This window comes from Sphingomonas sp. MM-1, assembly GCF_000347675.2.
Classification (GTDB): Bacteria; Pseudomonadota; Alphaproteobacteria; order Sphingomonadales; family Sphingomonadaceae; genus Sphingomonas_E; species Sphingomonas_E fennica.
In genome coordinates, this window is the sequence record NC_020542.1 from 156,707 (window position 1) to 182,090 (window position 25,384).

Here is a 25,384-nt window from a genome sequence, read left to right on the forward strand (position 1 = left end):
GGTACGCTAAACAACGCTAAGGGCGAACAATCAGCGAACGCTTAGGCGGCGCGGCTATCCGGCGGCAGATTGAGGGCCTTGCGGCCAGCGGAAGCGGCTGCTCGATCCCAGAGGAAATCGCCCGAGAAAGCAATATGCTCCCAACCTACTGGGGACGTATGGGCGAGTAGATCATCAGGCACCGCGACCGATGTTGATCGTAGATGCTGGGCGGCGGCATCCATGTAGATCGTGTTCCAATAGACGATCGCGGCGACGAGCAGATTGAGGCCGGACGCCCGATATTGCTGCGCCTCGTGGCTGCGGTCGATGATGCGGCCCTGGCGGAATGTGTAGATCGCCTGCGTCAGGGCATGGCGCTGCTCGCTGTTGTTGAGACCGGCATGGCATCGCCGGCGCAGATCGGGATTTTCTAGCCAGTCCAGCATGAACAGCGTCCGCTCGATCTTGCCGATTTCCTGTAGCGCGACATCGAGCTGGTTCTGCCGTTCGTAGGCAGCGAGCTTTCGCAGCATGACCGATGGCGCGACATGGCCGGCCTTGATCGACCCTACGAGGCGCAGCACGTCTTCCCATTGCTCACCGATGATGTCGGTGCGGATACGCTTGCCCAACAGCGGGGTGATGGACGGATAGGCCGTGACCGGCGCGATCGGCGCGAGCCGCCTGTCGGGGAAGTCGCGCAGGCGCGGGCAGAAGCGAAATCCCAGCATCGCGCACAGGGCGAAGACATGATCGGTCGCCCCGCCGGTGTCGGTGTAATGCTCGACGATCCTGAGATCGGTGCCGTGGCTGGTGAGGCCGTCGAGGACATAGGGCGCCTCATGCGTCGCGGCCGAGATCACTTTGACGTGGTAGGGCGCGCGCTGATCAGAATTATGGGTGTAGAAGCTGAAGCCATGATCGACGCCATAGCGGGCGTTGATATCGCCGCCCGACGCGCCGCGCTTCGCGGCCCTGAAGAACTGGCCATCGGAACTGGACGTGGTGCCGTCGCCCCATACTCGTGAGAATGGCAGGCGGTGGTGCGCGTTGATGAGGAGGGCCAGCGCCGCGCGGTAGCTGTCGTCGCGGATATAGGCGTCATGGGTCCAGAGGAGCTGATCGCGCGTGACGCCCTGACTCGCCGCCGCCATGCGCGACAGGCCGAGATTGGTCGCATCGGCGAGGATCGTGGCGAGCAGCGCGTTTTCATTGGGACACGGCTCGCCGGTACGCAGGTTGGTGAACGCCGCAAGAAAGCCGGTTTCCTGCGCCACCTCATGCAGTAGCTCGGTGATGCGGATGCGTGGCATCATGGCATCGAGCCGGTCGGCCAGCGCTTCGGCGTCGGGCGTCGCGATCGTGCGAACGGGGGATATCTGGAGGCGGTCGTCGCGATATCGCACACCCTCCAGAGCGTCGCGCTTCAGGCGCTGGGCAAATTTCTTAAGCCGCCAGTCAAGTTCGCGGCCCCGCTGTTCGAGCCATTCGCCGGCTGTGGGTGGCAGACCGAGAGCCGACACGATCGGCTTCGCCTGGGGTTCGCTGAGCAGGTAGCTGTCGAACCGGCGGTATCCTGCCGATCGCTCCACCCAGACATCCCCGGAACGCAGCTTGTTGCGCAGATGCGCGATCGTCGCGATTTCCCAGAGACGCCGGTTGATCTTGCCGTCATCGCCCACGACGATTTTCCGCCATTCCTTGCGGAAGGGCATCGGAGCGTCGGCAGGCAGATCGCGTTTGCCCGACCTGTTGAGGTCGCGCAGCATCTCGATGGCGGCGATCGTTTTTGCACTGCCCTTTCCGGCCCTGAACTGGAGCGCCTCAAGCAGGTCGGGGGCGAACTTGCGCAACGTCGCATAGCGGTCGGCCGCCACCGTCAGCGGATCAAGGTTGGCGGTTTCCGCGATTGTCGCCACTTCTGGCCTCGCCTTCAGGAGGGTGTTCCACCCGACCGATGCGTCCAGGGCCTCCATTGGATCTTCGCCGGTATCGACCGCATCGGTCAATGCGTCGATTGTCCTGCGAAAGATCAGCATCAGCCGCGCCACATTCTTTGACGTGGTGGCATAGCTGCGCGCCTGGGCGTTCTTCGCGCGGGTGAAGATGCTGCCGATCAGCTTGTCCGCCATCTCCAAGGCGTTATCGGTCAGTCGTTCCTCGAGGTCGAGCAGGAACGCAACCAGCGTAGCGCGCCGTCGGGAGGGAATATATCGCTCGATCATATAGGCAGGCGAAGCGCGGCCTTCCCTGACATATTGCCGAAATCGGTCGGCATGGATGCGGCCAGCCACGTCCGGGGAGATGCCGATCTTCCGCACTTGCCGCAGGCGGTCGAGAATCTGGCGGATGTGATCGGGCCTGGCCGCAACGGGAATGGTCTTGAGCGAAGCGAGTTGGCTCATGCCGCCGGCGTCGTCAAAGACCTGGTCGAGGGCGTGGACCTGTTCGGCGCTAAGATCAGCGATCAGGGCGTAGGCAGCCTGCTTGCGGGCACGCGCGCGTCCCGCACTACTGGCGCGTTCGATGGTGGAGATGGACGGCAGTAGAATCCGGGCCTCGCGAAGGGCGGTGACAACGCCGATCGCTATCGTCATCCCCTTGTCGGTCGCCCATGCCGTTTTCGCGGCCGCTTCGATCATGAAGGGAATGTCGGCGCGGGTTGGTCCACGAAGGCCCGCTCGCATCGCCAGCTCGCGGGCATGGTCCGTCATCGTCTGATCCCGCGCTGCATAGTTGGCCAGGTCGGTTACGTGTAGACCAAGTTGTTCCGCGACGAAGGCGGCGAGATCATGGGGTATCGCTCCCTTGTCCTGTATCAACTGCGCCAGTGTGATGCCCGGGTGCCGCAAGAGCGCGAGTTGCAGCGCGACACCCAACTGGTTCCGTCGCTCCCGTCGTGCGCCGATGATCTCGATGTCCGAAGGCTCGAAGGTGTAGAGCCGGGCTAGATGGTCGCGCTCGCTCGGGATGGCGAGGATCTGATCGCGTTCGCTCTCGGTCAGGAGTTGATGCTTACGCTTCGTCATTCCGATTCCCGTCCACAAAAGGTCATCTGGGCCTATGGACAGCCATGAGTAAAGAGACATAGTATGTGGACGGATATGGATGGGGCGAAGCGATCGCCCTTCAGATCGTCCACAGAACGACCGTTTGGGAGACGTGCGGCATGGGTGATATTCTGGGCTATGCCCGCGTCAGCACCGGCGATCAGGACGTTGCGGGCCAGACCATGCGTCTGGAGAAGGCTGGCGCCATCAAAATCTTCACCGATGTCATTTCAGGTAAGAGCATGGAACGGCCCGGTCTGGCTGAGCTAATCGCCTATGCCCGCAAGGGTGACACGCTGGCGGTGGTCCGCCTCGATCGGCTTGGGCGCTCGCTTGCCGAACTTCTCACCACGGTTGAGACGCTACGCGGTCAGGGCATCGCGCTCCTGAGCCTTGAAGAAAAGATCGACACTTCGTCAGCTGCCGGCGAGCTCATCTTCCATGTGTTTGGGGCCATCGCCCATTTTGAGCGACGGCTGATTTCTGAGCGAACCAGAGATGGTATTGCCGCCGCCCGTGCTAAGGGCAAACAGCCTGGCCGTCAGCCGCTGGACATGTCCAAAGTGGATGCGGCCATCAAGCTGGTCGAAGCTCGTATCTCGCCTACCGAAGCAGCGCGGCAACTCGGCATCGGCCGATCGACCATTTATCGCGAAATGCGTAGGATGGGAATCGAACGGCCCGCCTGATTAAGCGCCCGTCCGTTCGCATCGAGCGTTCGCCATGCGTTCTCGCTTAGCGTTGTTTAGCGTACTTTCCACGCTATGCCCTCCAATGAAGTCAAACGGAGGGGGCACTTCCTGCCAGGGCTGACGCACTCGGCGATGTGCCGTTTGTTCCCAATCGAGAGAGAGGATCACACCGATACAAACCGCGATCACGAAGACCACCACGGCAACGAAGACATCGTCACTGATCGCACCAGCGTCGTAAAAACTGAAAAGTGCTATGCCTATCCCTAAAACCAGCAACGCCAGCGCTATGCTGACTTTCCAGATTTCGGCCCGCGGCGGCGGCGGTTCGGGCGTGAAGCGGCCTAAAGGTTTCATCTGAAAGTTCGCCCAAACCGTTGGACGCCTTATGGTTGTTGGGGCCTGTCCAGGGTCGATCACACGGGTCTTGCCTTGTGATCCCATCATCGGCCCGCTACCATGAAGCAAGCAAATGAATATTATTGCGCATTGAGCGCAAGGATGATGGCTTATGGATATCAATGTTGCGCGCACATTCTTGGAAGTCGTCAAAACCGGCAGTTTTGTGAACGCTGCGTCGAACCTTCACCTCACGCAGACCGCAGTCAGTGCCCGCATCCGGGTGCTTGAGGACCTGCTCGATCGGCCAGTATTCATCCGCAACAAGGCAGGTGCGAAGCTGACACCGGCGGGCGAGCAGTTTCTGCGCTTTGCAACCACCATGGTGCAGGTCTGGGATCGGGCGCGCCGCGCCGTCGCGCTCCCGCCGGGACGGGAGACCGTGGTAACGGTCGGCGCCGAGCTCAGTCTGTGGAGTCCCTTGCTGCGGCACTGGCTGCTCTGGATGCGTCGGGAATGTCCGGAAATCGCGGTAAGCACCCATATCGACACATCCGAACGCCTGATGGAGCAGGTCCAGGATGGCTCACTCGATATGGCGGTGCTCTATGCCGCGCCGAGCCGTCCGGGGATCATCGCCGAACTCTTGTTCGAGGAAAAGTTGGTCCTGGTGCGGACCACGCCAACCAGCAGCCCTCTCGCACCGGAAGATCATGTTCAGATCGATTGGGGTGAGGAGTTTGCCGGGAGCTATCACGCCGCTTTCCCGGATCAGCCTAACGCCGTCGTTTCGATAAGCTATGGTCCGCTCGCGCTCGATTATATCCTGGCGACAGGGGGTAGCGGCTATTTTCGCAAAGGCTTCATCCGCTCCTATCTCGAGGAAGGCCGCCTCACTCTCGTCCCTGGAAGTCCTGAATTTTCGTACTCGGCCTATGTCGTCCACAGCACAAAGGCCGACCCGGGCGTGATGGACCGCATTCGTGCCGGCCTCAAGGCGGCCGCGGCGATTACAGCATGACCGTGAACGAACCATCCTCGCTCGTTTGTTACGCCAGCGAAGCCGATGACATTTACATGGGCTTTGCCGGTCGCGAGGAGATCCTCGCGGCGCTCCACGAACTGCTGGAAGCCGAACGGGCCGGCGCCCGCGTCGCGCTCGCCAGCACCAAGTCGGCGAACGATCCCGACTACGCCGAACTGATGCGATCGGTCCGTGCCGACGAAGCACGTTGGTGCGCGATGCTCTCGAGGCAGATCAGGCGATTGGGCGCAGCGCCCTCACGCAAGACCGGCGCCTTTTACAAGAAGGCGTTGGCAATCCCTGATCCGCTTGAAAGGCTCGCCTTTCTCAACCGCGGACAAGCCTGGGTGGTTCGCAAACTGGAATCTCTGACCCCTAGGGTTCGTGACGAGGCATTGCATGCCGATCTTCGCGAGATGCTCGAGAGCCATCGGGTCAACATCGATCGCGCCGCAGCGCATCTTGAAGCGGAGCATTGACCTGCGCGGAAATCCGCAGCTGTATCATTTAGTCCATGCCGACGCCGAGCGGTGATTGGCGGTTAATCAGCCGCTTCATGGCCTCACGATCGGACAGGAGATCGGAAATCCGGTAGGTATCGAATACCGCCATCATCGCCTGCATGCCTTGCGCCAGCACGCCGGTCAGTCCACATGCGGGAGACAGCGCACACCCGGAACAATCTGCGAGTTGGAAGCCTTCCTCGGTGCGGCGGACGACCTCGCCGACGGTGATCTCATCCGCTGGTCGGGCGAGACGCATGCCGCCGGCGCGACCGCGAACGGTTTCGATGAAGCCGTCGTGCGCCAGGGCGTTGACGACCTTCATCAGGTGATTGTGGGAGACATCATAAGCCCGCGCGATTTCGCCGATCGAACACAGGCGCTCTTCGTGAAGGGCCAGGTGAATCAAGACCCGCAGTGAATAATCCGTGTAGCGTGTCAGCCGCACGCAGAACTCCCGAGAACCAATCTGCAACACCATACCTGTATGTCACAGACATGTTAAGGTCGGGATCGCCCTCGAGCCGGCTTGCAACGATCGGCCCATGGTTGTTGGCCTGCAGCGACCGGCCTTATCGAGCAATTATTTTGATGGATCGCTGCATTAAAAGTCATTTTGTGCATGAGTGCTCGTGATGCCATCCTGATGTCCCCTTGGGCGTGAGAGGCTGATATGTACAAATACGACGAGTATGATCAGGCCATGGTCGATGCCCGGGTCGAAGAGTTTCGCGACCAGACGCGCCGTCGGATCGAAGGCCATCTCAGCGAAGACCAGTTCAAGCCTCTGCGGCTCAAGAATGGGCTCTACCTGCAACTGCACGCTTATATGCTGCGCGTAGCGGTGCCTTACGGCACGCTCAATTCGCGGCAAATGCGCAAGCTGGCGCATATCGCGCGCAAATATGACCGAGGCTACGGTCATTTCACGACACGACAGAACATCCAATATAACTGGATCAAACTGGCGGATGCGCCCGACATCCTCGCTGAGCTCGCGACGGTGGAAATGCACGCCATCCAGACGAGCGGCGAGAGCATTCGCAACCTGTCGGCGGATCATTATGCTGGAGCTGCTCCCGACGAGATATGCGATCCGCGGCCCTGGGCCGAACTGATCCGCCAGGCCACGACGTTCCATCCAGAATTCAGTTATCTGCCGCGCAAGTTCAAGATCGCAGTGATCGCCGCGCAGGAAGACCGTGCCGCGCTGCGCTGGCACGACTGTGCACTGCGCATCATCAAGAACGAGAGCGGTGAGCAGGGGTTCGAGGTCTATGCTGGCGGCGGTATGGGGCGCACGCCGATTATCGCTTTCCCGATCAGGACGTTCTGTCCGGCAGGCCAGATCTTTTCCTATATCCAGGCGATCCTGCGGGTGTGGAACCGGCATGCGCGGCGCGACAACATCCACAAGCAGAGGATGAAGATCCTTGTTCATGAACTGGGGGAAGAAGAGTTCCGCCGTCAGGTGGAGATGGAGTTCGAGCACATCCTGACGCTGGGCCGGGATTTTCCGCAGGCCGAGTATGACAGGATTGCCGCCCATTTTGACCCGCCGCCGTTCGAGACCGGGCTTTCCGAGGAGCTCGACCGCTCCGATCCCGACTTCGCGCTATGGGTCGATCGCCAGGTCGCCGCACATAAGGCGCCCGGTTATGCCATCGTCAATATCAGCCTCAAACCCGACGGGGGTATAACCGGCGACATTTCAGCCGAGCAGATGGAGCTCGTGGCCGACCTTGCCGAACGCTACAGCTTCGATGACCTGCGCTCGACGCATGTCCAGAATCTCGTGCTGCCCCATGTGCGCAAGCGGGATCTCCATGCGGTCTGGCAGGCGCTGGACGCGGCGGGGCTGGCAAGCGTCAATCTCGGCCTCGTCACGGACATCATCGCTTGTCCCGGACTCGATTATTGCAGCCTGGCCAACGCGCGTTCGATACCCGTCGCCCAACAGATCGCAGAGCGCTTTGCCGATCTCGATCGTCAGCTCGACCTCGGCGAACTCAAGATCAAGATTTCGGGCTGCATCAACGCCTGCGGTCATCATCACGCGGCCCATATCGGTATCCTTGGTGTCGATCGTAAGGGCACAGAGAACTACCAGTTGCTGCTTGGCGGGTCCGGGGCCAAGGATGTTTCGCAGGCCAAGATCACCGGGCCGGGCTTCGACGAGACCGGGATCGTCGATGCCGTCGAACGCACGATCGAACGCTATCGTGAGATTCGCGAGCCAGGTGAACGCTTTCTCGATTGCTATCGCCGCGTTGGCATGGATCCGTTCAAGGAGGCTATTTATGGGTGATCCGTTACGCTTCCGGGACGATCCGGCACCGGATGAGCCGGGAGTTTCCCTGGATGCGTTTCTCAATCAGAAGGACGCAACCTCAGTGCTTCTCGAGGCGGGCGATGATGTCCGCGCCTTGTTACCCGAACTTGGCCGTGTGCGGCTCGTCGAGATCGCCTTTCCGCGGTTTCGCGACGGGCGTGGTTTTTCCAGCGCAAGCATATTGCGCGAGGCGGGCTACACAGGCGAAATCCGCGCGATCGGTGACGTGCTCATTGATCTCGTATTCTTTATGCGGCGTTGCGGCTTCGACAGCTTCGAGCCCGACGCCCCCTTTCATCCGGGTGCCGTCGATGCTGCGCTGAGCCGCTACCCTGACGTCTATCAGTCCGCGACAGATGGGCGAGTACCGATTTGGGCGCTGCGGCATCCCCAATTCGCCACGGAATGAAGGCAGTTCCTTCCTCTGGTTTGGACGGTAGTTCGGCACTTGGCGCGCGCACCATATATTAACCAGACCATCGTGCCTTGAATGCTGGAAGTGATGAGCGGGGTCCTTGTAAATATATCGCAACACGATATATTGGAACGAAGGGCGCGGAGGGGATGTCGATGGAGGCAGATATGCCGATGTTGCAAATCCTGGTCACGGCTGTCGGCCTGACGTTGGGCAGCTTGCTGGTCGCGATATCGCTGTCCTGTCTGGCTTGGTGGCTGGCCACCCGCGTTCATCATCCGCGCTGGGGCGCGGCTTTTCTGCTCATCATAGTCGGTGGCACCTGGCTGGCTGCGTTAGGGCAAAGTGAGTTCGTGAAGATGGCCACCGTGTTCGCTCTGGTTGGGGCAGGCCTGCTCTATCTGGTAGGCCGGGAAGAACGGGATGGAGGATCTTCGCGCGATAACCAAGCCGGGCCGCTCCGCCCTCTCTAAAGGAAAGCACTGATGGCAACGCAGATCTGGATCTATCCCGCCCTCATCGCGGTTCTAGGCCAGAATAGACGGCCGAGCTTTGCTGAAATGCGCAGTTTCGTTCGACGAGCCCGGCGTGAAGTCGCTGCAGCTGGGGGTTCGGACCTAGCACGCCGAGGGAAGGTGCGTCGCCTGATCGAAGCGGCTTTGAAAGCGCCAACTCCTCAGTTGATAGCGGACGAATAGGCGCTTCCTACTCTCGCTTTGCGAACGCCCCTGCGTGCTATGCTGATGCCCCGGTTGCGCGACCTCAGAGTTTTTGCGCTTAACCTGCAAAAACATTCGTTTGCGACGCAGTGCGCATTCTTTCACCCTGCTTCTATCAAACCATGAAGATAGCTGGTTGCGAGCGAGCATCGACAGGAGAGGATGCCGCATGAAGAGGTTTATGTCGGGCGACCCTGCTACACAGGCCGTTTTTACATGGTCGCGGGCTCTGGGGACGCTTCTGTTCGCTGGGCTCGCCTTTGCTCTCTATTGCCTCAGCGAATATCGCCTCCTCAGTGAGGAGCAGACTATGCTGCTGATTTTCCTCGCCGTACCGATCGCCGCATTCTTTGTGTCGGGCAAAGGGCAGGACATGTCTGATGGTTCGAACAAGACAGACCAGGGCACCAATTCGCGCGCGTCCACAAGAAAGAATTAAACGCAAAATATTTGCGCTTATCCATTAATATTTTGATTTACGGTTTAGGGCGCTGGCTCGGTTAAAGAGCTTTCTCATATCCATGGGAGGTAATGACCACGGTCGCTGTCGATCGTGACAATCCCGTTTGTCATGGTTGTCAGTGATGCTTGTTGCGTTTGCAGGCGGGAAACGCCTGCCAGCCTCTCCCTTGGTGGTTGACCCCCAGAAGCTGCTCTTCTCGCTCAGCAGCTTGCTGGCGGCAGCCGCTACGTTGGCCATAGCCTTCTCAGCCAGTTTGCCGCGCCCCTGGTGGGCTCTGTTGACGGTATACGTTACCGCTCAACCCATGGCCGGTGCCTTTCGGCCCAAGGTTCTCTACCGTCTGGGCGGCATACTAACCGGTGCCGCTGTCACGATCCTGCTCGTTCCCAACTTGCAGAACTCGCCCGAACTTCTGGTCTTGTGCCTCGCGGCCTGGACAGGTTTCTGCATCTATCTTGCGGTTCTTGATCGCACCCCGCGTGCTTTCCTGTTCCAGATGGCGGCGTTCAGCTCAGCGGTGATCAGCTTTCCGTATCTCGATGATCCGGGGAATATTTTCGAAACCACGGCCGCGAGGGTGCAGGAGATGACGGTTGCTATCCTGTGCGTGACGGCGGTTCATGCGCTGCTCCAACCCTGGAGCGCGACGCCGGCTATTCGCGCCCGTGTCCAATCTTTTTTGGGTCACGCCCGCCGCTGGACGGCAGAGGCGCTTGGCAGTCAACATACCCGTCTCGAGGACGCGCATCGCCGCGCACTGGCGGCGGACGTCACCGAACTCGGCATGATCGCGGTCCATTTGCCGTTCGATCAGCGCTGGGCTCCCGCGACCCGGCGACGGGTTACGGCCTTGCAACAGCAGCTCGCCACCGTCCTGCCACTTGCCTCGGCTGCGGCGAACCGGCTCGACCGCCTTCGCGAAGCTGGCGATCTCCCCCCGGAGCTCGAAGCTTTGCTGGCCGACGTCACCGACTGGCTGGATGATGAGCAAAGCGAGCTGCACCGGGTGGGATCGCTGGTGCGGCGGTGCGAGGCGCTGGCGGCTGCCGCTGAGGCGCGCGGCGACTGGAACGACCTGCTGACCGCGAGCGCCTGCATCCGCATCGCCGAGTTCCTGACCGCATTGGCCGCGAGTCGAAGGCTGGCGGACAGGATCGGGTCACCGGGTCGGCCCAGCGTTAAAATTCTTGCCGCAGAATCCTTTTCGCTTGCCCGCGATCATGGCGTCGCTGCGCTCGCGGGCCTGGCGACCGCCACGGCAATCGGGCTCTATTGCGCCGTCTGGATCCTGCTCGCCTGGCCTAATGGATCGGCGACCGCGGCCTTTGCCGCGCTCATTACCTGTTCTTTTGCCGCACAGGACGATCCCGCGCCGGTGATCGGTCGCTATCTCGTGGCGACGCTCAAGACCTTTCCGTTGGCGGCCCTCTATCTTTTCGTGATCCTGCCCCGGGTCGATGGCTATGAAATGCTGATCGTCACCCTGGCGCCAGCCTTGCTGTGGATGGGCTATATCCAGGCCGATCCCGCACGTTCGCCGCAGGCATTGCCGATGTTCTCCTGCTTCATTGTCGCCATGGGCTTTCTCGCGCGTTTTCAGGCGGATTTTGCACTGTTCATCAACACTGGGTTGGCCCAGCTGGGTGGAATTGTAGCGACGCTTGCCGTCACCCGCATGTTCCGATCGGCCAATGTCCTGTGGACCGCCCGGCGTATCCTGCGCGCGAACTGGGGTGAACTGGCCCTACTTGCGGACATTCGTCGGCCGTTCCGTCCGGACCGCTGGACGGCAAGAGCGGTCGATCGGCTCGGGCAGGTGGCTGCACGCATGGCGGTGGCACCCGCCGGCGATAGACTCCGTGCCGCTGACGGTCTGGCGGACCTCAGGATCGGCCGCAACATCATTCCGATCCGCCGGGCGCTGTCTCATGTCCCGCATAACGTGCGGCACCGCCTGGGCGCGGTACTTGCCGTGCTGGCGGTGTTTTATGGGGATCGCTGGCGCCATGGCCATGCGGATGCTCCGCCGCCCGGCTTGCTCGATCCGATCGACCGGGCCTTGGAAGCGCTTCTCAGCCTGCCGCTCGATGAGCATCGCCGGCCTGCCTTGCGGGCGCTGGTAGGGATGCGCTGCAATCTCTTCCCGACTGCCGCTGCGCCCCATATCGTTTCATCAAGAGCTGGGGAAAGCGCATGATCGAGGAGATCAATGTGCTCGGCGTTTATATGCCGGCGGCGCTCGCCTGGGGCGTGCTGGCCGCGGTGCTCGTCTATATTGTGCGCGGGCTCCTGCAGCGCCTGCCGGGCTATCGACTGCTCTGGCACCCAAGCCTGCTCGAGCTCGCTCTCTTCATTCTGCTGTGGTGGGGCCTGAGCGCGCTCGCCGATAGTGTCCTCTACCGATGGGTCGCGTCTTGACATGTTGCACCGACAAAATCTCCTGCGATCGCTCGCCACGCTCCTCGTCATACTCGTAGTTCTGGGGGCGATATATGCACTGTGGCTGCGCTATCAGGTCGAGCCGGTCACGCGCGATGGCAAGGTGCGCGCGGACATGGTGCCGGTGGCCGCCGATGTCAGTGGGCTCGTCACCGAGGTGAAGGTCGCCGACAATCAGAAGGTCCGAAAGGGCGAGATACTCTTCATCATCGACCGTCCGCGCTACCGGCTTGCGCTGGAACAGGCCGAGGCCAACGTGGCAAGCCAGCGCACCGCGCTCGCGCAAGCTGTCCGTGAGGATCGGCGCAACCGGGCCATGCCCGAAGTGATCGCTGCTGAAGTGATCGAACAAGGCACGGCGCGGGTCGAAGGACTGCGGGCGACGATTGGTCAGGCGGTGGCAGCGCGCGACCTGGCTCGCTTCAATCTGGAACGAACCATCGTGCGTGCACCGGTGGACGGGACCGTGTCCAACATGTCGCTCCAGCCCGGGGTCTATCTGACGGCCGGCAAAGCCGCGTTAGCGCTCGTCTATGACCACTCGCTCCGGGTGGAAGGTTATTTTGAGGAAACAAAATTGCCGGCGATCCGCGTCGGCGACCGTGCAAGCATCTACCTGATGGGCGTTGCTGACGAGATCGAGGGGCATGTTCAGAGCATTGCGGGCGGTGTCGAGGATCGCGAGCGGGCCGGAACCGACGGGCAACTGGCTAATGTAAACCCGTCCTTCACCTGGGTTCGCCTCGCGCAGCGCATTCCCGTGCGTGTCACGATTGATAGAATACCGCCTAATGTACGGATGATTCCGGGCCAGACGGCCACGGTTGTCGTTCATCCGCGCGATGATGGGCGCAGCGTACACCGGAGCCTGCCATGGTAAGGCGCGCGCTGGTGCTGGCGGCTGCAGCCGCGCTGGGCGGCTGCACGGTGGTCGGACCCGATTATCATGTGCCTGACGCCGCGATGGTGAAGGCACCTGCGGCGCAAGGCGCGTTTCAGTCGATAGGCGCGGCCACGACGCAGGAACCGCTGCCCGATCATTGGTGGCGGCTCTACGAGAACCCGACCCTCGACCGGCTGATCGAACAGGCATTCGCCGCCAATACGGATCTGCGAGTGGCCGAGGCCAATCTCGAACGCAGTCTGGCCTTGCTCGACCAGCGCAATGCGGGCCGGGAAATTCAGGGCAGCGCGAACGCCGAAACAAGCTGGGCCCAGCGCTCGGCGGAAGCCGAGTTGAGCCATGTGAAGCCGCCGACGCGGCAAATCTACAATATGGGCATCGGGGCCAGCTATGATCTCGATCTGTTCGGCGGAATAAAGCGCGGGATCGAGGCAGCAAGTGCCGATGCCGACGCTGCCGTGGCGGCGCGCGATCTGGTGCGTGTGACCGTCGCGGCCGAGACGGCGCGCGCCTATGCCGACATCTGTAACGCGGGCTATCAGCGCGATGTGTTGGGTCGTGCGATTGCTGTCCTAGAGCAAAGTGTTCGATTAACCCGGATCATGGTGTCGCATGGACGCGCGGCACCCTATGAACTGGACCGGCGACAAGCGTTGCTCGAAGCGAGCCAGGCCCGGCTCCCACAATTGGTGGCGCGCCAACGCAACGCCCTTTTCCGTGCCACAGCGCTGGCCGGTCGCATGCCGAGCGACGCGGACCCCGGCTTGTTGGCGTGCCATGCCCCGCTTGCGCTGACACGCATGATCCCCGTTGGCGACGGTGCCGCGCTGCTCAAGCGTCGGCCCGACATCCGCATGGCCGAGCGCCGGCTCGCCGCGGCGACGGCGCGGATCGGCGTCGCCACGGCGGATCTCTATCCAGACATCCGCCTGGGGGCATCGATCGGCTCCACGGGGGCTGCCGCCGATTTCCTGTCACCGCTTACCAACCGTTTTGGTCTCGGGCCGCTGATCAGTTGGACGCTCAACCGACATGCCGTTCGCGCCCGCATTGTGGCAACTGAGGCCCAAAGTCGCGGCGACCTCGCCGCGTTTGACGGCGCGGTGATCAAGGCGTTGCGAGAGGTTGAGACGGCGCTGACCAATTATCAAGCTGGGCTTGAGCAGCAGGAAAGCCTGGATCGTGCATCCGAAGATGCCATGCGAGCAGCGATGCGGATAAGTCAGTTGCGGCGTGGAGGCAAGATCGCCGCGTTGCCCGCGCTCGAGGCTGAACGTGATCGGATCGCGGCGGATCAGGCGGCGGCCGAGGCGCGCGCGGCGATCAATGACGATCAGATTACGCTGTTCCTCACACTTGGCGGAGGATGGACCAACTGAAACGCGATGTGATTTCCTCTGCCGTCAGAACCTGGGCTGCCACGTTTGCTGCTGGCGCGTGCGCGCAGCCTTCCAGGATTCGCTGACCGACGACCGCAGTACAAATTCGGTGATGCCGAACCCGGTTCCCGCTCATTTCTCCTCGACGGTGCGATCGAGCGTGAGGCTCCCCACCTTGCCATCGTCGGGGGTTGAGTAGCAACGGAACAGAAAACCTACATAAGGCGCGGCTTCAGGCATCGTCGATGCCCGTGACGCTGGGATCACGGAGCGGCCGCAGCTCGCCGCGCGCGACCATGTCGGGGATGGTGAAGGCGTAGCGCCCGAGCATGTTGATGTGTTGGGAGCCGAGCGGCGAGAGGCGCGCGACGTCCTCGTCGAGGATCACATGACCTTCGGTGCGGAGCTGGTTGAGCGCGGCGTCGATGTAGATCGTGTTCCAGAGCACGACCAGATTGACGACGAGCCCAAGCGCGCCGAGTTGATCTTCTTGCCCTTCGCGGTAACGCTGACGAAGCTCACCGCGCTTGCCGTGGAATACGGTGCGGGCGAGCTGGTGACGGCTCTCGCCCCGGTTGAGCTGGACCAGGATGCGTCGCCGGTAGGTTTCGTCATCGATGAACCGCAGCATGTAGAGCGACTTGATGAGGCGGCCAAGTTCCTGGAGCGCGCGCGCTAGCTTGGTCGGGCGATCGTTGGTCTGAAGGACACGGGTGAGCCCAGTCGCGCGCACGACGCCGAGTTTCAGCGATCCGGCCAGGCGCAGCAGGTCATCCCAGTGCTCGACGATCAGCTTGGTGTTGATCCTGTTCGACGCGAGGTCGTCCAGCACACCGTAATCGGCCTTTCCATCGACACGCCAGAACCGCGCGCCGCCGATATCGGCGATGCGCGGCGAGAACTGGAGCCCGAGGAGGTAGAAAACGCCGAAAATCGTGTCGGTATAGCCGGCCGTATCGGTCATGATTTCGCTTGGCCGCAATTCGGTTTCCTGGTCGAGCACGACCGCCAGCAGATGGAGGCTGTCGCGCAACGTACCGGGGACCGTCACGGCATTCAGCCCGGAAAAACGGTCGGAAACCAGATTGTACCAGGTGACGCCGCGTTCGCGCCCGAAATAGCGCGGGTTCGGGCCGGCGTGGATCGTGCGGACCGGCACGGTGAATCGCAGCCCATCGGCCGAGGCGACCTCGCCGCCGCCCCAGGCACGGGTCAGTGGAATCCTGTTATGCGCGGCGACCAGTAGCGCGTTGGCCGCCGTCAGCGTTTCGGCCCGCATGAAGTTCTGCTTCACCCAGCTCAGCCGCGACCGGCGCAAGGCGGGGACCTCCGAGCGGACAAGCGGCTCGAACCCGGTATTGGTTGCCTCCGCGACAAGCACTGCACAGATCGTGGTCGCTATATCCTCAGCGCGCGCATTGCCCTCACTGGCATGAGTGAACGCTGCCCCGAACCCCGTTCGCGCGTGCATCTCCAGGATCAGCTCGGGGAGATCGAGCCGCGGCAGTCGCGCATCGATCGCATTATGCAGGTTGGTGAGGCTCAATGGCTCGTCGATCTTATCGAGCGGTGCGATTGATAGGTCGGCGGCGCTCGCGGTCTTCGTAATTGTCACCGCATCGTTGTCCGGCACGCGCGCGGCTGTTTCGCGGTAGGCAAGATCGAGCCGCGCCGAAAGTTTGGCGATTTCCTCGTCGCCAGCGACCGCCACGCCGACCGTGCGGCATACCGTCGGTCGCGCCGCCTCCCAGCCAGCTCCCGTCAGTAGGCCCTTGCGAGGATCGGCATAGCGAAGTGAGCGAACGGGAAAGACGTCGCGGCGACGGATGGCGCGGCGTAGTCGGTCGAGCGTACAAAGCCGGTATCCGATCAGATCGAATGCACCGTCCGCGGTCTTCAGCTGGCGGGCCCAGGCCTTGGGTACGAAAGATGTTGGTACCGGTCCACGGCGCTTTTCACCCTGGTGAACTCTCCGCAGGTGATCGACCGCGTCCAACAGCGGCTGCCCCGCTGGCGCCGCCGCAAGATCGAGCCCAGCAAGCATCTTCGGCAGATAGCGCATCGTGCCAGTCTGCTGGCGCAACTCGACGAAGTAGCTCTCGTCGGTCGGCCGGGCGAGCAGGTTCACCTGCGCGACGGCCTCGGTCAGCGCTGCCCGGTCGACGAGCGCGAACACGGCTGCGCGGACCTCGGTGTCGCCGATACTGTCATCGAGCAGCACCGCCCCGACATCGCGAAGCCGGAGCGATGCGGCGTCGAGATCGCGCAGTGAGCGCATCCGCGCCTCCTTGGCGTTGATGCGCGCATTGGAGAACATCTTGGTCGACACGGCGTCGAACAGGTCGATGACATCGTCGCTGGCCGACGCTTCAAGCGTCCGGATGAAGGCAACCAGGGTCGCCGCGCGGCGATCGTCCGGCAACCGGGCGACGGCCTGCGCTTTCGCGGCGCCGGCAAATCGCGCTAATGCGGCGGCCTTGCCGGGCGGTACGCGGTCGAGTTCGGGCAAGCCTGTGGTGAATGTACGGATTTCGGTCAGTCGGTCGATGGCCCGGCTGATCTCAGGGCCGCTTTGCAGATATGGCCCATCACGGAGTCGATCGAGCGGGCTTTGCCGTCCATCTTCGGCAACAGCGACGAGCGTATCGAGCCGGGTACGTTGCTCTGACGTCAGCTTGTCGACCAGGCGGCGATGGACGTGCGCGGCGACTCGCGTGCGGACCCGTGCGATATCGCGCTCGAGGACGGACAATCCCGGTAACATCACCTTGAACTCGAGCAGCCATGTCGCGGCTGCGTCGAACAGGGCCGACGGTCGATCGGTGCCCGTCCAGCACAGCGCATACAGGAAACGATGCAATCGGAACGCGACGCCGGGATCGGAGAAGACTCGGTAGCCATAATGAATGCGGATGCGCGGGCCGTGCCGCCATCGTCCCTTGGTCGCGCAATATCGCGCCATTAGTTCGGCCGATCCGTCGATCGCCAGTTGGTCGCCAGCAAATCGCGTGACGGACGCAGGTATTTGCGCCGGATCTTCGAGAAAAGTGCCGAGCAGCCTCAACGAGCCTAGCTGCACCGCGACACCGAGCCGGTTGTGGTCGCCGCGGTGTGCGCCGATGAACGCCCGGTCCGCATCGTCGAGATGAAAGTGCCGCGCCAGCTGTTCCGAGGTCGGATCGCCTACGAAGCGACCATATCGCAGTGCCTGGTCGTCCGAGAGAAAGCTGACTGGCACCGCTTCACGCTATGCCGCTGCCGCGGATCTGGTCCCGCGCTTGGCCAACAGTTCGCTGGCCCGCTCTCGCGGCTGTCCTTTGGCGTCGACATAGGCATAGAGTGTCGACACCGATACTCCGAGCTGGACAGCGACGTCGCGCGCGGCATTGTCGCGGTCTGCCATCAACGCCATTGCGGCCTTCAACTTCTGTTTCGTCATCACCCGTGGCCGCCCGCCCGCGCGGCCACGGGCCCTGGCCGCAGCCAGCCCTGCCATCGTGCGCTCGTGGATCAGGTCGCGCTCGAACTCGGCCAGGGTTGCGAAGATGCCGAACACTAACCGGCCCGTGACGGTCGTCGTATCGATATCGCCGGTCAGCACCTTCAGGCCGACGCCGCGCTTCTGCAGATCTCCGACCAGCCCGACGACGTGAGGCAGCGACCGTCCAATTCGGTCGAGCTTCCAGACAACAAGAGCGTCGCCATCACGCATGATATCGATTGCCTTGTCGAGCCCAGGCCGTTCGGTCGTACGGCCCGAGCAAACGTCGTCGAAGATCCGGTTGCATCCGGCACGATCGAGCGCATCACGTTGCAGATCGAGATTCTGCTCGCCCGTCGACACCCGCATGTACCCGATCAGCATCGACGCCCGCTCCCTCTTGCATCAATCTATCGAACGATGGGTTTACCGGCTATAGGTTTCTGGACGGGTAGATGTGAGATTGAAGGCCGTCCAGTGGGTCGATCGCGTTCGTCGGACCGCTTCGCATCAAACCGGGGTTTATTGGAAAAACCAGACGGCCGCTTCCGCCCCCTTGCGGACATTCTGTGCAGACTGTAGCATCGTCGACATACGCTGGCTGATCATCATCGCTTCGTTCGGTTACGTGATGACAGACGCATCCGTCTCAGCACAGCCGATGCGGCAGCCTAGCTGGGATGAGGTGAAGGAGACGGCCAAGGCCTGCTCTCTGGTGGTTCACCGCATTGATGTTCCTGCGAGCCCGGTCGGTTCGGGAGAATGGGCTTACTACATCGACCGGCAATCGACCTCGAGGCAGCGGACGTGTTTCTACAAGCGACTGGGCATCGGAGAAGTCGAGAAGACGATGCGGGAGTTTGACTTCGCTGGCGCGAGGCAGTCTGGCTGTCCGGCGTCAGCGCCCATGGCACAGATTAGGGGTTGAGATTTAAGGAGGGTTTGGGCTTCGTCGTAGTGACGAAGGAACGAAGATGAAGCCCAAACCCTCCTTGCGAAAATCGCCAGCAAAGGCCTCTGCCGAAGCCGTGGTGAAAGCCATTCGCCGACAGACGCGGCGGCATTTCTCGGCCGAGGACAAGATCCGCATCGTGCTCGACGGATTGCGCGGCGAGGACAGCATCGCCGAGCTGTGTCGGCGTGAAGGCATCGCCCAGAGCCTCTACTACACCTGGTCGAAAGAGTTCATGGAGGCCGGCAAACGCCGGCTCGCGGGCGATACCGCCCGTTCTGCGACCACGGGCGAGGTGCAGGATCTGCGCCGTGAAGCCCGTGCCCTGAAGGAATGCGTTGCTGACCTGACGTTGGAAAACCGCCTGCTCAAAAAAAGCATGATCGCGGATGGGGGCGACGACGAATGAGGTACCCCGCCGCAGAAAAGCTGGAGATTATCAGGATCGTCGAGCAGTCGCACCTGCCGGCCAAGCACACTCTGGACAAGCTGGGTATTCCTCGCCGGACGTTCTACCGCTGGTATGACCGCTTCCTTGAGGGCGGTCCTGAAGCCCTGGAGGATCGCCCCTCGGCGCCGAGCCGGGTGTGGAACCGCATCACCGAGGATATCCGCGCGCAGATCGTCGAGATGGCGCTCGAGGCGACCGAGCTTTCCCCTCGCGAACTGGCGGTGCGCTTCACCGACGAGAAGCGCTATTTCGTGTCGGAAGCCACGGTTTACCGCCTGTTGAAGGCCCATGACCTGATCACCAGTCCAGCCTATACCGTGATCAAGGCCGCTGACCAGTTCCACACGAAGACCACCCGGCCGAATGAGATGTGGCAAACCGACTTCACCTACTTCAAGATCATCGGGTGGGGCTGGATGTACCTGTCGACCGTGCTCGACGACTACTCGCGCTACATCATTGCCTGGAAACTGTGCACCAACATGCGCGCCGAGGACGTCACTGACACGCTGGACTTGGCCCTCAAGGCATCGGGCTGCGACAGCGCCACGGTCCTGCACAAGCCCCGGCTACTATCCGACAACGGCCCCAGTTACATCGCGGGCGAACTCGCCGAGTACATCGAGGCCCAGCAGATTGTCCGGCGTCAGCGCCCATGGCACAGATTAGGGGTTGAGATTTAAGGAGGGTTTGGGCTTCGTCGTAGTGACGAAGGAACGAAGATGAAGCCCAAACCCTCCTTGCGAAAATCGCCAGCAAAGGCCTCTGCCGAAGCCGTGGTGAAAGCCATTCGCCGACAGACGCGGCGGCATTTCTCGGCCGAGGACAAGATCCGCATCGTGCTCGACGGATTGCGCGGCGAGGACAGCATCGCCGAGCTGTGTCGGCGTGAAGGCATCGCCCAGAGCCTCTACTACACCTGGTCGAAAGAGTTCATGGAGGCCGGCAAACGCCGGCTCGCGGGCGATACCGCCCGTTCTGCGACCACGGGCGAGGTGCAGGATCTGCGCCGTGAAGCCCGTGCCCTGAAGGAATGCGTTGCTGACCTGACGTTGGAAAACCGCCTGCTCAAAAAAAGCATGATCGCGGATGGGGGCGACGACGAATGAGGTACCCCGCCGCAGAAAAGCTGGAGATTATCAGGATCGTCGAGCAGTCGCACCTGCCGGCCAAGCACACTCTGGACAAGCTGGGTATTCCTCGCCGGACGTTCTACCGCTGGTATGACCGCTTCCTTGAGGGCGGTCCTGAAGCCCTGGAGGATCGCCCCTCGGCGCCGAGCCGGGTGTGGAACCGCATCACCGAGGATATCCGCGCGCAGATCGTCGAGATGGCGCTCGAGGCGACCGAGCTTTCCCCTCGCGAACTGGCGGTGCGCTTCACCGACGAGAAGCGCTATTTCGTGTCGGAAGCCACGGTTTACCGCCTGTTGAAGGCCCATGACCTGATCACCAGTCCAGCCTATACCGTGATCAAGGCCGCTGACCAGTTCCACACGAAGACCACCCGGCCGAATGAGATGTGGCAAACCGACTTCACCTACTTCAAGATCATCGGGTGGGGCTGGATGTACCTGTCGACCGTGCTCGACGACTACTCGCGCTACATCATTGCCTGGAAACTGTGCACCAACATGCGCGCCGAGGACGTCACTGACACGCTGGACTTGGCCCTCAAGGCATCGGGCTGCGACAGCGCCACGGTCCTGCACAAGCCCCGGCTACTATCCGACAACGGCCCCAGTTACATCGCGGGCGAACTCGCCGAGTACATCGAGGCCCAGCAGATGAGTCACGTCCGTGGCGCCCCGTTGCATCCGCAAACGCAGGGCAAGATCGAGCGCTGGCACCAGACCTTGAAGAATCGCATCCTGTTGGAACATTACTTCCTGCCCGGCGACCTCGAAGCCCAGATCGAAGCGTTCGTGGAGCACTACAATCACCAGCGCTACCACGAGAGCCTGAACAACGTGACGCCCGCTGACGCCTACTTCGGCAGGGCTCCCGCTATCATCAAGCGTCGCGAAACCATCAAGCAAAAAACCATCGAATATCGCCGCTTGCTTCACCGCAAGCTCGCCGCCTAACATCAACCCCCAGACGAGGCTCGCTCTCCGCTAATCCACGCCCCGATCTGTGCCAAATGTCTCGACGACGGACACCGCCGAATTCTAGCATCTCCTGCAGCGTCCACAGGATAAGCCGCTCGTCCTCAACCAGCAGCAGCACCTTGGCGTCCGACATGCGACGTCCCCCGTTCCTCCTTTTCCGATGCCGCGGCAGGAGTTTGTATCGCAATACGAACGAAAATAGGTGCGGGTTGGTTCCCCGGTCCCGTCCTTGCACGTCGTAACCGACCGATCCTAGGCCGTTCTACTGCGTGCGTGGTTGGAGTTTTGTTCCGAGATGGCGTGAGCGACCAAGTTCGGCATGGCGGTTTGCGCTGCGGGTCTTGAGCAGATCCTGGCGCGAAAGGATGCCGAGCACGCGCCTGGTTCCGGGCTCGATGATCGGAATGCGACCGATGCCGGATTCGACGATGAGATCGGCGACGACGCCGGTGGGCGTATCGGGATAGGCAACGGGCTGTGCTGCGTCCGAGATGGCGTCGATGAGCGGCGTTTGATCGTCGTCGCGCTCGCCCTGCCAGCGCAGGGCATCGGTGCGAGAGACGAGACCCAGCAATCTTCCTTGCGGGTCGGTCACCGGATAGCTGCGATGCACGGCTTTGGTTGCGAAGAAGGATACCGCCGCCTCCACGGTCATCGTGCCCGGTAGGGTCGCCGGATCGCGCGTCATGATCTGACCGGCCTGGATGAGGTCGAGCGGATCGACCGTATATTCCTGCAGGATATGCCGTCCGCGCCGCGCGATTTTCTCGGTGAGGATCGATCGCCGCATCAGCAGCACGCTGATGGCATAGGCGCCGCCCGCAGCCGCGATCGTGCATGGGATGGCGCTGAAGTGCCCGGTGAGTTCGACCGCGAAGATCGCGCCCGTCATCGGCGCACGCATCGCGCCGCTCATGATTCCCGCCATGCCGATCATGGCCCAGAACCCCGGATCGCCGGGCAGGAACTGCCCGAGCAGGAAGCCGGCTGCGCCGCCCAGGATGAGGAGCGGGGCAAGAACGCCGCCAGACGTGCCTGACCCCAGCGCGACCAACCAGACGATGGCCTTCACGACGAGGAGCGCAGCAACGACCCGGAGCGATAACGAGCCATTGAGGAGAGCCTCGATGCTCGCATAACCGGCGCCAAGCACATGTGCATCGATGAGACCACCCAGACCAACGACCACCGCACCGATCGCCGGCCACCACATCCAGTGGAATGGCAGGCGATGGAAGAGATCCTCGATACGGTAGAGGGATGTCGATAGTAGAGCGGCTTCAAGACCGACGACGAGGCCGATCCCGCCGGAAGCGAGCAGGGCCCAGCTTTCCTGCGGAGCCATCGCCGCCATTGGAAACATCGGTCCCGATCCGAGCAGAAGCGGACGCCAGGCGAAGGAAACAAGTGCTGCAACGAGGACGGGGACGAAGCTGCGCGGTTTCCACTCGAACAGGAGCACTTCGACGGCCAGCAAGATCGCCGCGAGCGGCGTACCGAAGATGGCGGTCATGCCGGCTGCCGCACCGGCCACGAGGAGCGTCTTGCGCTCGGCCGCGCTGAGATGGAAGCATTGGGCGAACAGCGAACCAATGGCCCCGCCCGTCATGATGATCGGTCCTTCCGCGCCGAAGGGTCCGCCACTGCCGATCGAGATCGCTGAGGACAGGGGTTTGAGCAGCGCCACCTTGAGCGACAGTCGGCTCTCGCCGAAGAGGATCGTTTCGATCGCCTCGGGAATGCCATGGCCGCGAATCTTGTCCGATCCGAAACGCGCCATCAGACCCACGATAAGGCTGCCGATGATCGGAATCACGACCACCAGCCAGCCCACCGATGCGTCGGTTATCACGGAGTGATCGGCGGAGAGTCGACCGAACCAGAAGAGATTGGTGGCAATCGCAATGAGTTTGACCAGCACCCATGCGCCGAAGGCACCGCCCGTCCCGACCACGACGGCCATGACCGCCAGCATGACCATGCGGCGATCGACACTATGGTCGGCGAGTTGGTGGCCTTCAACGGAACGTGGGGGTGTCAGCGACATGAATCGATATTATCCTGCAAAAGTAGCTCGAGCCCATTATATCGCATTGCGATGTATTTCAATCAGTGAGGATCAATTGAGGCAAAAGGATAAATTGCTGGGGGATGCCGACTATGTGGCGCTGGCCTCATTTCGCCACGCCATTCGCCGCTTCCAGGCGTTCAGCGAGGAAAAGGCCATCGAAGTCGGGCTGACGCCGCAACAGCACCAGGCTCTCCTCGCGATCCGGGGCTGTCCGCCGGATGAAGCCACCGTCGGCCATGTCGCCGAACGTCTGATATTAAAGCCGCATAGCGCCACGGGCCTGATCAATCGCCTCGAAGCCTTGGCGCTTATTACGCGCGAGGCGGCTGCTACCGATCGCAGGCGGGCGCTGCTACGCCTTACCCCCAAGGCTTATGCCTTGCTCGACGCCCTGTCGGCTGTCCATCGCGAGGAAATTCAGCGCTTGCGGCCGGTCTTCACCGGCATTTTCGAACAATTGGGATGAGCAAGCAGCATTTAATGCAATTATGATGTATTGAAACAGAAATAACATTCATTTGTCTTATGTTATTCTAACCGGCACAACGCGATCTGCAGAGTGAAGTTGCTTCACGACAACAGCGCCCGGAGAGGATCCTGCGAAAGCAGGCCGGAGCGCGGGAAGGGAGCCAGAAACCGAGGATAAGTGCATGACGCAGACGGAGTATGGCGATCGGTGCAGGATGTGGCCGCATCGCTGGACGGCGGCGCAGGCGTCTCGGTTTAGCGGCTACTTCACCAGGTTAGACGCCGGCTCGCGGCCCCCCCTGCCGCAGCCGGCGTCTTTCCGAAGTTCGGTCAGGCCGGTCACTTACAAAATATTTGGGCCGCAAACTGGCCACTCAGCCGATCTGGCATCGTACTTCAAGTAACAGAGGGGCGTTGCTTCAATGACTGAACCCAAAGATCAGGCATCTCGCCTTCAGACAGTCGCCGCCGCGCACGGCGTTGCCAGCGATGTGGCCTTTGGAGCTGTCGCTCCGCCGCTTTATCTTTCGAGCACCTATGAGTTTGCCGGCTACGATCAACCGCGCTCCTATGACTATGGTCGGGCGGGTAATCCCACCCGCGATCTTCTCGGGCAGGCACTGGCGAAGCTTGAAGGTGGCGCAGGCGCGGTCATCACGGCGAGCGGCATGGCCGCGCTCGATCTTCTCGTCGGGAGAATCGGGCCGGGCGATCTTATCCTCGCACCGCATGATTGCTACGGCGGTACGATGCGCCTGTTGAAGGCGCGCGCGAACCGAGGGCATTGCGTCGTCCGGTTCGTTGATCAGGGGGACGAGAGCGCCTTTGCCGCCGCGCTGGAGGACATTCCGGCACTGGTGCTTATCGAGACGCCGAGCAATCCCTTGATGCGGGTCGTCGATATCGCAGAGCTTGCCGCAAAATCGCGCTCGGCGGGGGCTGCGGTTGCCGTCGATAACACGTTTCTTTCACCGGCTATCCAGCAACCGATCGCGCTGGGCGCGGACTATGTCATCCATTCCACGACCAAATATCTCAACGGCCATTCCGACGTGATCGGCGGCGCAGTTGTCGCGGCTGATCCGGTGCAGGTCGATGATTTGCGTAATTGGGCAAATGTCGTGGGGAGCACAGGCGCGCCGTTTGATGCCTGGCTAACCTTACGGGGCCTTCGCACGCTATTTGCCCGGATGGAGCAGCAGCAGCGCAACGCGATGATCGTCGCGCAATATCTCGACCGACATACGGCGGTGTCCCAAGTCCACTATCCAGGTCTCGTCGCCCATCCCGGCCACCGGATCGCCTCACGCCAGCAGCGCGGTTTCGGGGCGATGTTGAGCTTTGAACTCGCAGGAGGGGTGGAAGCGGTTCGGCGGTTTGTCGCTGCGGTCGGCTATTTCACGCTCGCGGAATCGCTGGGTGGGATCGAGAGCCTGGTCGCGCATCCGGCGACCATGACCCATGCCGATATGGGCGAGGAGGCGCGCTCAAGAGCGGGCATCAGCGACAGCCTGCTACGGCTTTCGATTGGCCTCGAAGCCGAACAAGATCTGATCGCCGGCCTCGATCAGGGATTGGCGGCATGCGCGGGATGAACGCGCGCGGCAATC

Annotated in this window: 20 protein-coding genes and 1 pseudogene; 15 read left to right on the forward strand and 6 right to left on the reverse strand. The window is 61.9% G+C overall.

Annotation, left to right across the window (positions count from 1 at the left end):
- Positions 1 to 41: 41 nt before the first annotated feature.
- Positions 42 to 3,011 (reverse strand): Tn3 family transposase, encoded by a 2,970-nt coding sequence (locus G432_RS19980; protein ID WP_015449292.1) that lies wholly within the window; start codon positions 3,009 to 3,011, stop codon positions 42 to 44.
- Between the two features lie 140 nt (positions 3,012 to 3,151).
- Here G432_RS19980 and G432_RS19985 point away from each other — a divergent pair, with 140 nt between their 5' ends.
- On the forward strand, positions 3,152 to 3,721 hold the full coding sequence (locus G432_RS19985) for a recombinase family protein (RefSeq protein WP_011607925.1): 570 nt from the start codon (positions 3,152 to 3,154) through the stop codon (positions 3,719 to 3,721).
- Here the strand turns inward: G432_RS19985 and G432_RS23440 are convergent, their stop codons facing one another.
- On the reverse strand, positions 3,722 to 4,171 hold the full coding sequence (locus G432_RS23440; RefSeq protein WP_144062186.1) for a hypothetical protein: 450 nt from the start codon (positions 4,169 to 4,171) through the stop codon (positions 3,722 to 3,724).
- Positions 4,172 to 4,235: 64 nt separating this feature from the next.
- On the opposite strand from G432_RS23440, the gene G432_RS19990 reads away from it, so the two are divergent.
- On the forward strand, positions 4,236 to 5,084 hold the full coding sequence (locus G432_RS19990; protein WP_015449293.1) for a LysR family transcriptional regulator: 849 nt from the start codon (positions 4,236 to 4,238) through the stop codon (positions 5,082 to 5,084).
- Positions 5,081 to 5,566 (forward strand): DUF6306 domain-containing protein, encoded by a 486-nt coding sequence (locus G432_RS19995; protein WP_015449294.1) that lies wholly within the window; start codon positions 5,081 to 5,083, stop codon positions 5,564 to 5,566. The genes G432_RS19990 and G432_RS19995 overlap by 4 nt, the downstream gene beginning before the upstream one ends.
- 28 nt (positions 5,567 to 5,594) lie before the next feature.
- Here G432_RS19995 and G432_RS20000 read toward each other — a convergent pair whose 3' ends face one another.
- Positions 5,595 to 6,038 (reverse strand): Rrf2 family transcriptional regulator, encoded by a 444-nt coding sequence (locus G432_RS20000; RefSeq protein ID WP_008828736.1) that lies wholly within the window; start codon positions 6,036 to 6,038, stop codon positions 5,595 to 5,597.
- Between the two features lie 225 nt (positions 6,039 to 6,263).
- Between G432_RS20000 and G432_RS20005 the strand changes: the two genes are divergently transcribed.
- The 8 genes from G432_RS20005 to G432_RS20040 all read left to right on the forward strand — a co-directional run bounded on the left by G432_RS20005 (position 6,264) and on the right by G432_RS20040 (position 14,241).
- Positions 6,264 to 7,898 carry a nitrite/sulfite reductase gene (locus tag G432_RS20005; protein WP_015449295.1) on the forward strand — a complete coding sequence of 545 codons (1,635 nt, stop codon included), beginning with the start codon at positions 6,264 to 6,266 and terminating at the stop codon, positions 7,896 to 7,898.
- Positions 7,891 to 8,331 carry a DUF934 domain-containing protein gene (locus G432_RS20010; RefSeq protein ID WP_015449296.1) on the forward strand — a complete coding sequence of 147 codons (441 nt, stop codon included), beginning with the start codon at positions 7,891 to 7,893 and terminating at the stop codon, positions 8,329 to 8,331. The genes G432_RS20005 and G432_RS20010 overlap by 8 nt, the downstream gene beginning before the upstream one ends.
- 155 nt (positions 8,332 to 8,486) lie before the next feature.
- Positions 8,487 to 8,810, forward strand: coding sequence for an MHYT domain-containing protein (locus G432_RS20015; protein ID WP_236626934.1), 324 nt, complete (start codon positions 8,487 to 8,489; stop codon positions 8,808 to 8,810).
- Positions 8,811 to 9,366: 556 nt separating this feature from the next.
- Complete coding sequence (locus tag G432_RS24295; RefSeq protein ID WP_269078710.1) at positions 9,367 to 9,495, forward strand: hypothetical protein; 129 nt, start codon at positions 9,367 to 9,369, stop codon at positions 9,493 to 9,495.
- A gap of 145 nt (positions 9,496 to 9,640) precedes the next feature.
- A complete protein-coding gene (locus G432_RS20025; protein WP_051128864.1) occupies positions 9,641 to 11,716 on the forward strand; it encodes an FUSC family protein in 2,076 nt (691 codons plus the stop codon).
- Positions 11,713 to 11,937: a DUF1656 domain-containing protein gene (locus G432_RS20030; RefSeq protein WP_015449300.1), complete on the forward strand. Its 225-nt coding sequence runs from the start codon at positions 11,713 to 11,715 to the stop codon at positions 11,935 to 11,937. The genes G432_RS20025 and G432_RS20030 overlap by 4 nt, the downstream gene beginning before the upstream one ends.
- Before the next feature lies 1 nt (position 11,938).
- Positions 11,939 to 12,838, forward strand: a complete 900-nt coding sequence (locus tag G432_RS20035; RefSeq protein WP_015449301.1) for an efflux RND transporter periplasmic adaptor subunit — start codon at positions 11,939 to 11,941, stop codon at positions 12,836 to 12,838.
- Entirely contained in the window at positions 12,832 to 14,241 is a 1,410-nt protein-coding gene (locus tag G432_RS20040; RefSeq protein WP_015449302.1) for an efflux transporter outer membrane subunit, read from the forward strand. The genes G432_RS20035 and G432_RS20040 overlap by 7 nt, the downstream gene beginning before the upstream one ends.
- Positions 14,242 to 14,473: 232 nt before the next feature.
- Here the strand turns inward: G432_RS20040 and G432_RS20045 are convergent, their stop codons facing one another.
- Both G432_RS20045 and G432_RS20050 read right to left on the reverse strand, forming a co-directional pair.
- The gene (locus G432_RS20045; RefSeq protein ID WP_015449303.1) at positions 14,474 to 17,479 is read right to left on the reverse strand and encodes a Tn3 family transposase; all 3,006 of its coding nucleotides are present in this window, start codon (positions 17,477 to 17,479) and stop codon (positions 14,474 to 14,476) included.
- Between the two features lie 9 nt (positions 17,480 to 17,488).
- The gene (locus G432_RS20050) at positions 17,489 to 18,106 is read right to left on the reverse strand and encodes a recombinase family protein (RefSeq protein WP_015449304.1); all 618 of its coding nucleotides are present in this window, start codon (positions 18,104 to 18,106) and stop codon (positions 17,489 to 17,491) included.
- Positions 18,107 to 18,696: 590 nt separating this feature from the next.
- On the opposite strand from G432_RS20050, the pseudogene G432_RS22795 reads away from it, so the two are divergent.
- Positions 18,697 to 19,787, forward strand: a pseudogene (locus G432_RS22795) (IS3 family transposase); the annotation flags it as partial.
- A gap of 60 nt (positions 19,788 to 19,847) precedes the next feature.
- Positions 19,848 to 21,211, forward strand: a protein-coding gene (locus tag G432_RS20075; RefSeq protein ID WP_236626935.1) for an IS3 family transposase whose coding sequence is annotated in 2 segments (ribosomal slippage) — positions 19,848 to 20,195 and positions 20,198 to 21,211 — 1,362 coding nt in all. Because the reading frame shifts where the segments join, the coding sequence is not laid out codon by codon here.
- A gap of 286 nt (positions 21,212 to 21,497) precedes the next feature.
- Here G432_RS20075 and G432_RS20080 read toward each other — a convergent pair.
- Positions 21,498 to 23,282 carry a chloride channel protein gene (locus G432_RS20080; RefSeq protein WP_015449309.1) on the reverse strand — a complete coding sequence of 595 codons (1,785 nt, stop codon included), beginning with the start codon at positions 23,280 to 23,282 and terminating at the stop codon, positions 21,498 to 21,500.
- A gap of 94 nt (positions 23,283 to 23,376) precedes the next feature.
- Here G432_RS20080 and G432_RS20085 point away from each other — a divergent pair, with 94 nt between their 5' ends.
- Together G432_RS20085 and metB are read left to right on the forward strand one after the other, a co-directional pair.
- Positions 23,377 to 23,772, forward strand: coding sequence for a MarR family winged helix-turn-helix transcriptional regulator (locus tag G432_RS20085; RefSeq protein WP_015449310.1), 396 nt, complete (start codon positions 23,377 to 23,379; stop codon positions 23,770 to 23,772).
- Positions 23,773 to 24,196: 424 nt separating this feature from the next.
- Positions 24,197 to 25,369 carry a cystathionine gamma-synthase gene (metB, locus tag G432_RS20090; RefSeq protein ID WP_015449312.1) on the forward strand — a complete coding sequence of 391 codons (1,173 nt, stop codon included), beginning with the start codon at positions 24,197 to 24,199 and terminating at the stop codon, positions 25,367 to 25,369.
- The last annotated feature ends 15 nt before the right edge of the window (positions 25,370 to 25,384 follow it).

Coding starts and splice junctions, on each gene's coding strand:
- G432_RS19985 (WP_011607925.1), top strand. CDS start 3,152: ATGGGTGATATTCTGGGCTATGCCCGCGTCAGCACCGGCGATCAGGAC.
- G432_RS20080 (WP_015449309.1), bottom strand. CDS start 23,282: ATGTCGCTGACACCCCCACGTTCCGTTGAAGGCCACCAACTCGCCGAC.
- G432_RS20015 (WP_236626934.1), top strand. CDS start 8,487: ATGTCGATGGAGGCAGATATGCCGATGTTGCAAATCCTGGTCACGGCT.
- G432_RS24295 (WP_269078710.1), top strand. CDS start 9,367: ATGCTGCTGATTTTCCTCGCCGTACCGATCGCCGCATTCTTTGTGTCG.
- G432_RS20025 (WP_051128864.1), top strand. CDS start 9,641: ATGCTTGTTGCGTTTGCAGGCGGGAAACGCCTGCCAGCCTCTCCCTTG.
- G432_RS19990 (WP_015449293.1), top strand. CDS start 4,236: ATGGATATCAATGTTGCGCGCACATTCTTGGAAGTCGTCAAAACCGGC.
- G432_RS20050 (WP_015449304.1), bottom strand. CDS start 18,106: ATGCTGATCGGGTACATGCGGGTGTCGACGGGCGAGCAGAATCTCGAT.
- G432_RS19995 (WP_015449294.1), top strand. CDS start 5,081: ATGACCGTGAACGAACCATCCTCGCTCGTTTGTTACGCCAGCGAAGCC.
- G432_RS23440 (WP_144062186.1), bottom strand. CDS start 4,171: ATGATGGGATCACAAGGCAAGACCCGTGTGATCGACCCTGGACAGGCC.
- G432_RS19980 (WP_015449292.1), bottom strand. CDS start 3,011: ATGACGAAGCGTAAGCATCAACTCCTGACCGAGAGCGAACGCGATCAG.
- G432_RS20030 (WP_015449300.1), top strand. CDS start 11,713: ATGATCGAGGAGATCAATGTGCTCGGCGTTTATATGCCGGCGGCGCTC.
- G432_RS20040 (WP_015449302.1), top strand. CDS start 12,832: ATGGTAAGGCGCGCGCTGGTGCTGGCGGCTGCAGCCGCGCTGGGCGGC.
- G432_RS20035 (WP_015449301.1), top strand. CDS start 11,939: ATGTTGCACCGACAAAATCTCCTGCGATCGCTCGCCACGCTCCTCGTC.
- G432_RS20005 (WP_015449295.1), top strand. CDS start 6,264: ATGTACAAATACGACGAGTATGATCAGGCCATGGTCGATGCCCGGGTC.
- G432_RS20010 (WP_015449296.1), top strand. CDS start 7,891: ATGGGTGATCCGTTACGCTTCCGGGACGATCCGGCACCGGATGAGCCG.
- metB (WP_015449312.1), top strand. CDS start 24,197: ATGACTGAACCCAAAGATCAGGCATCTCGCCTTCAGACAGTCGCCGCC.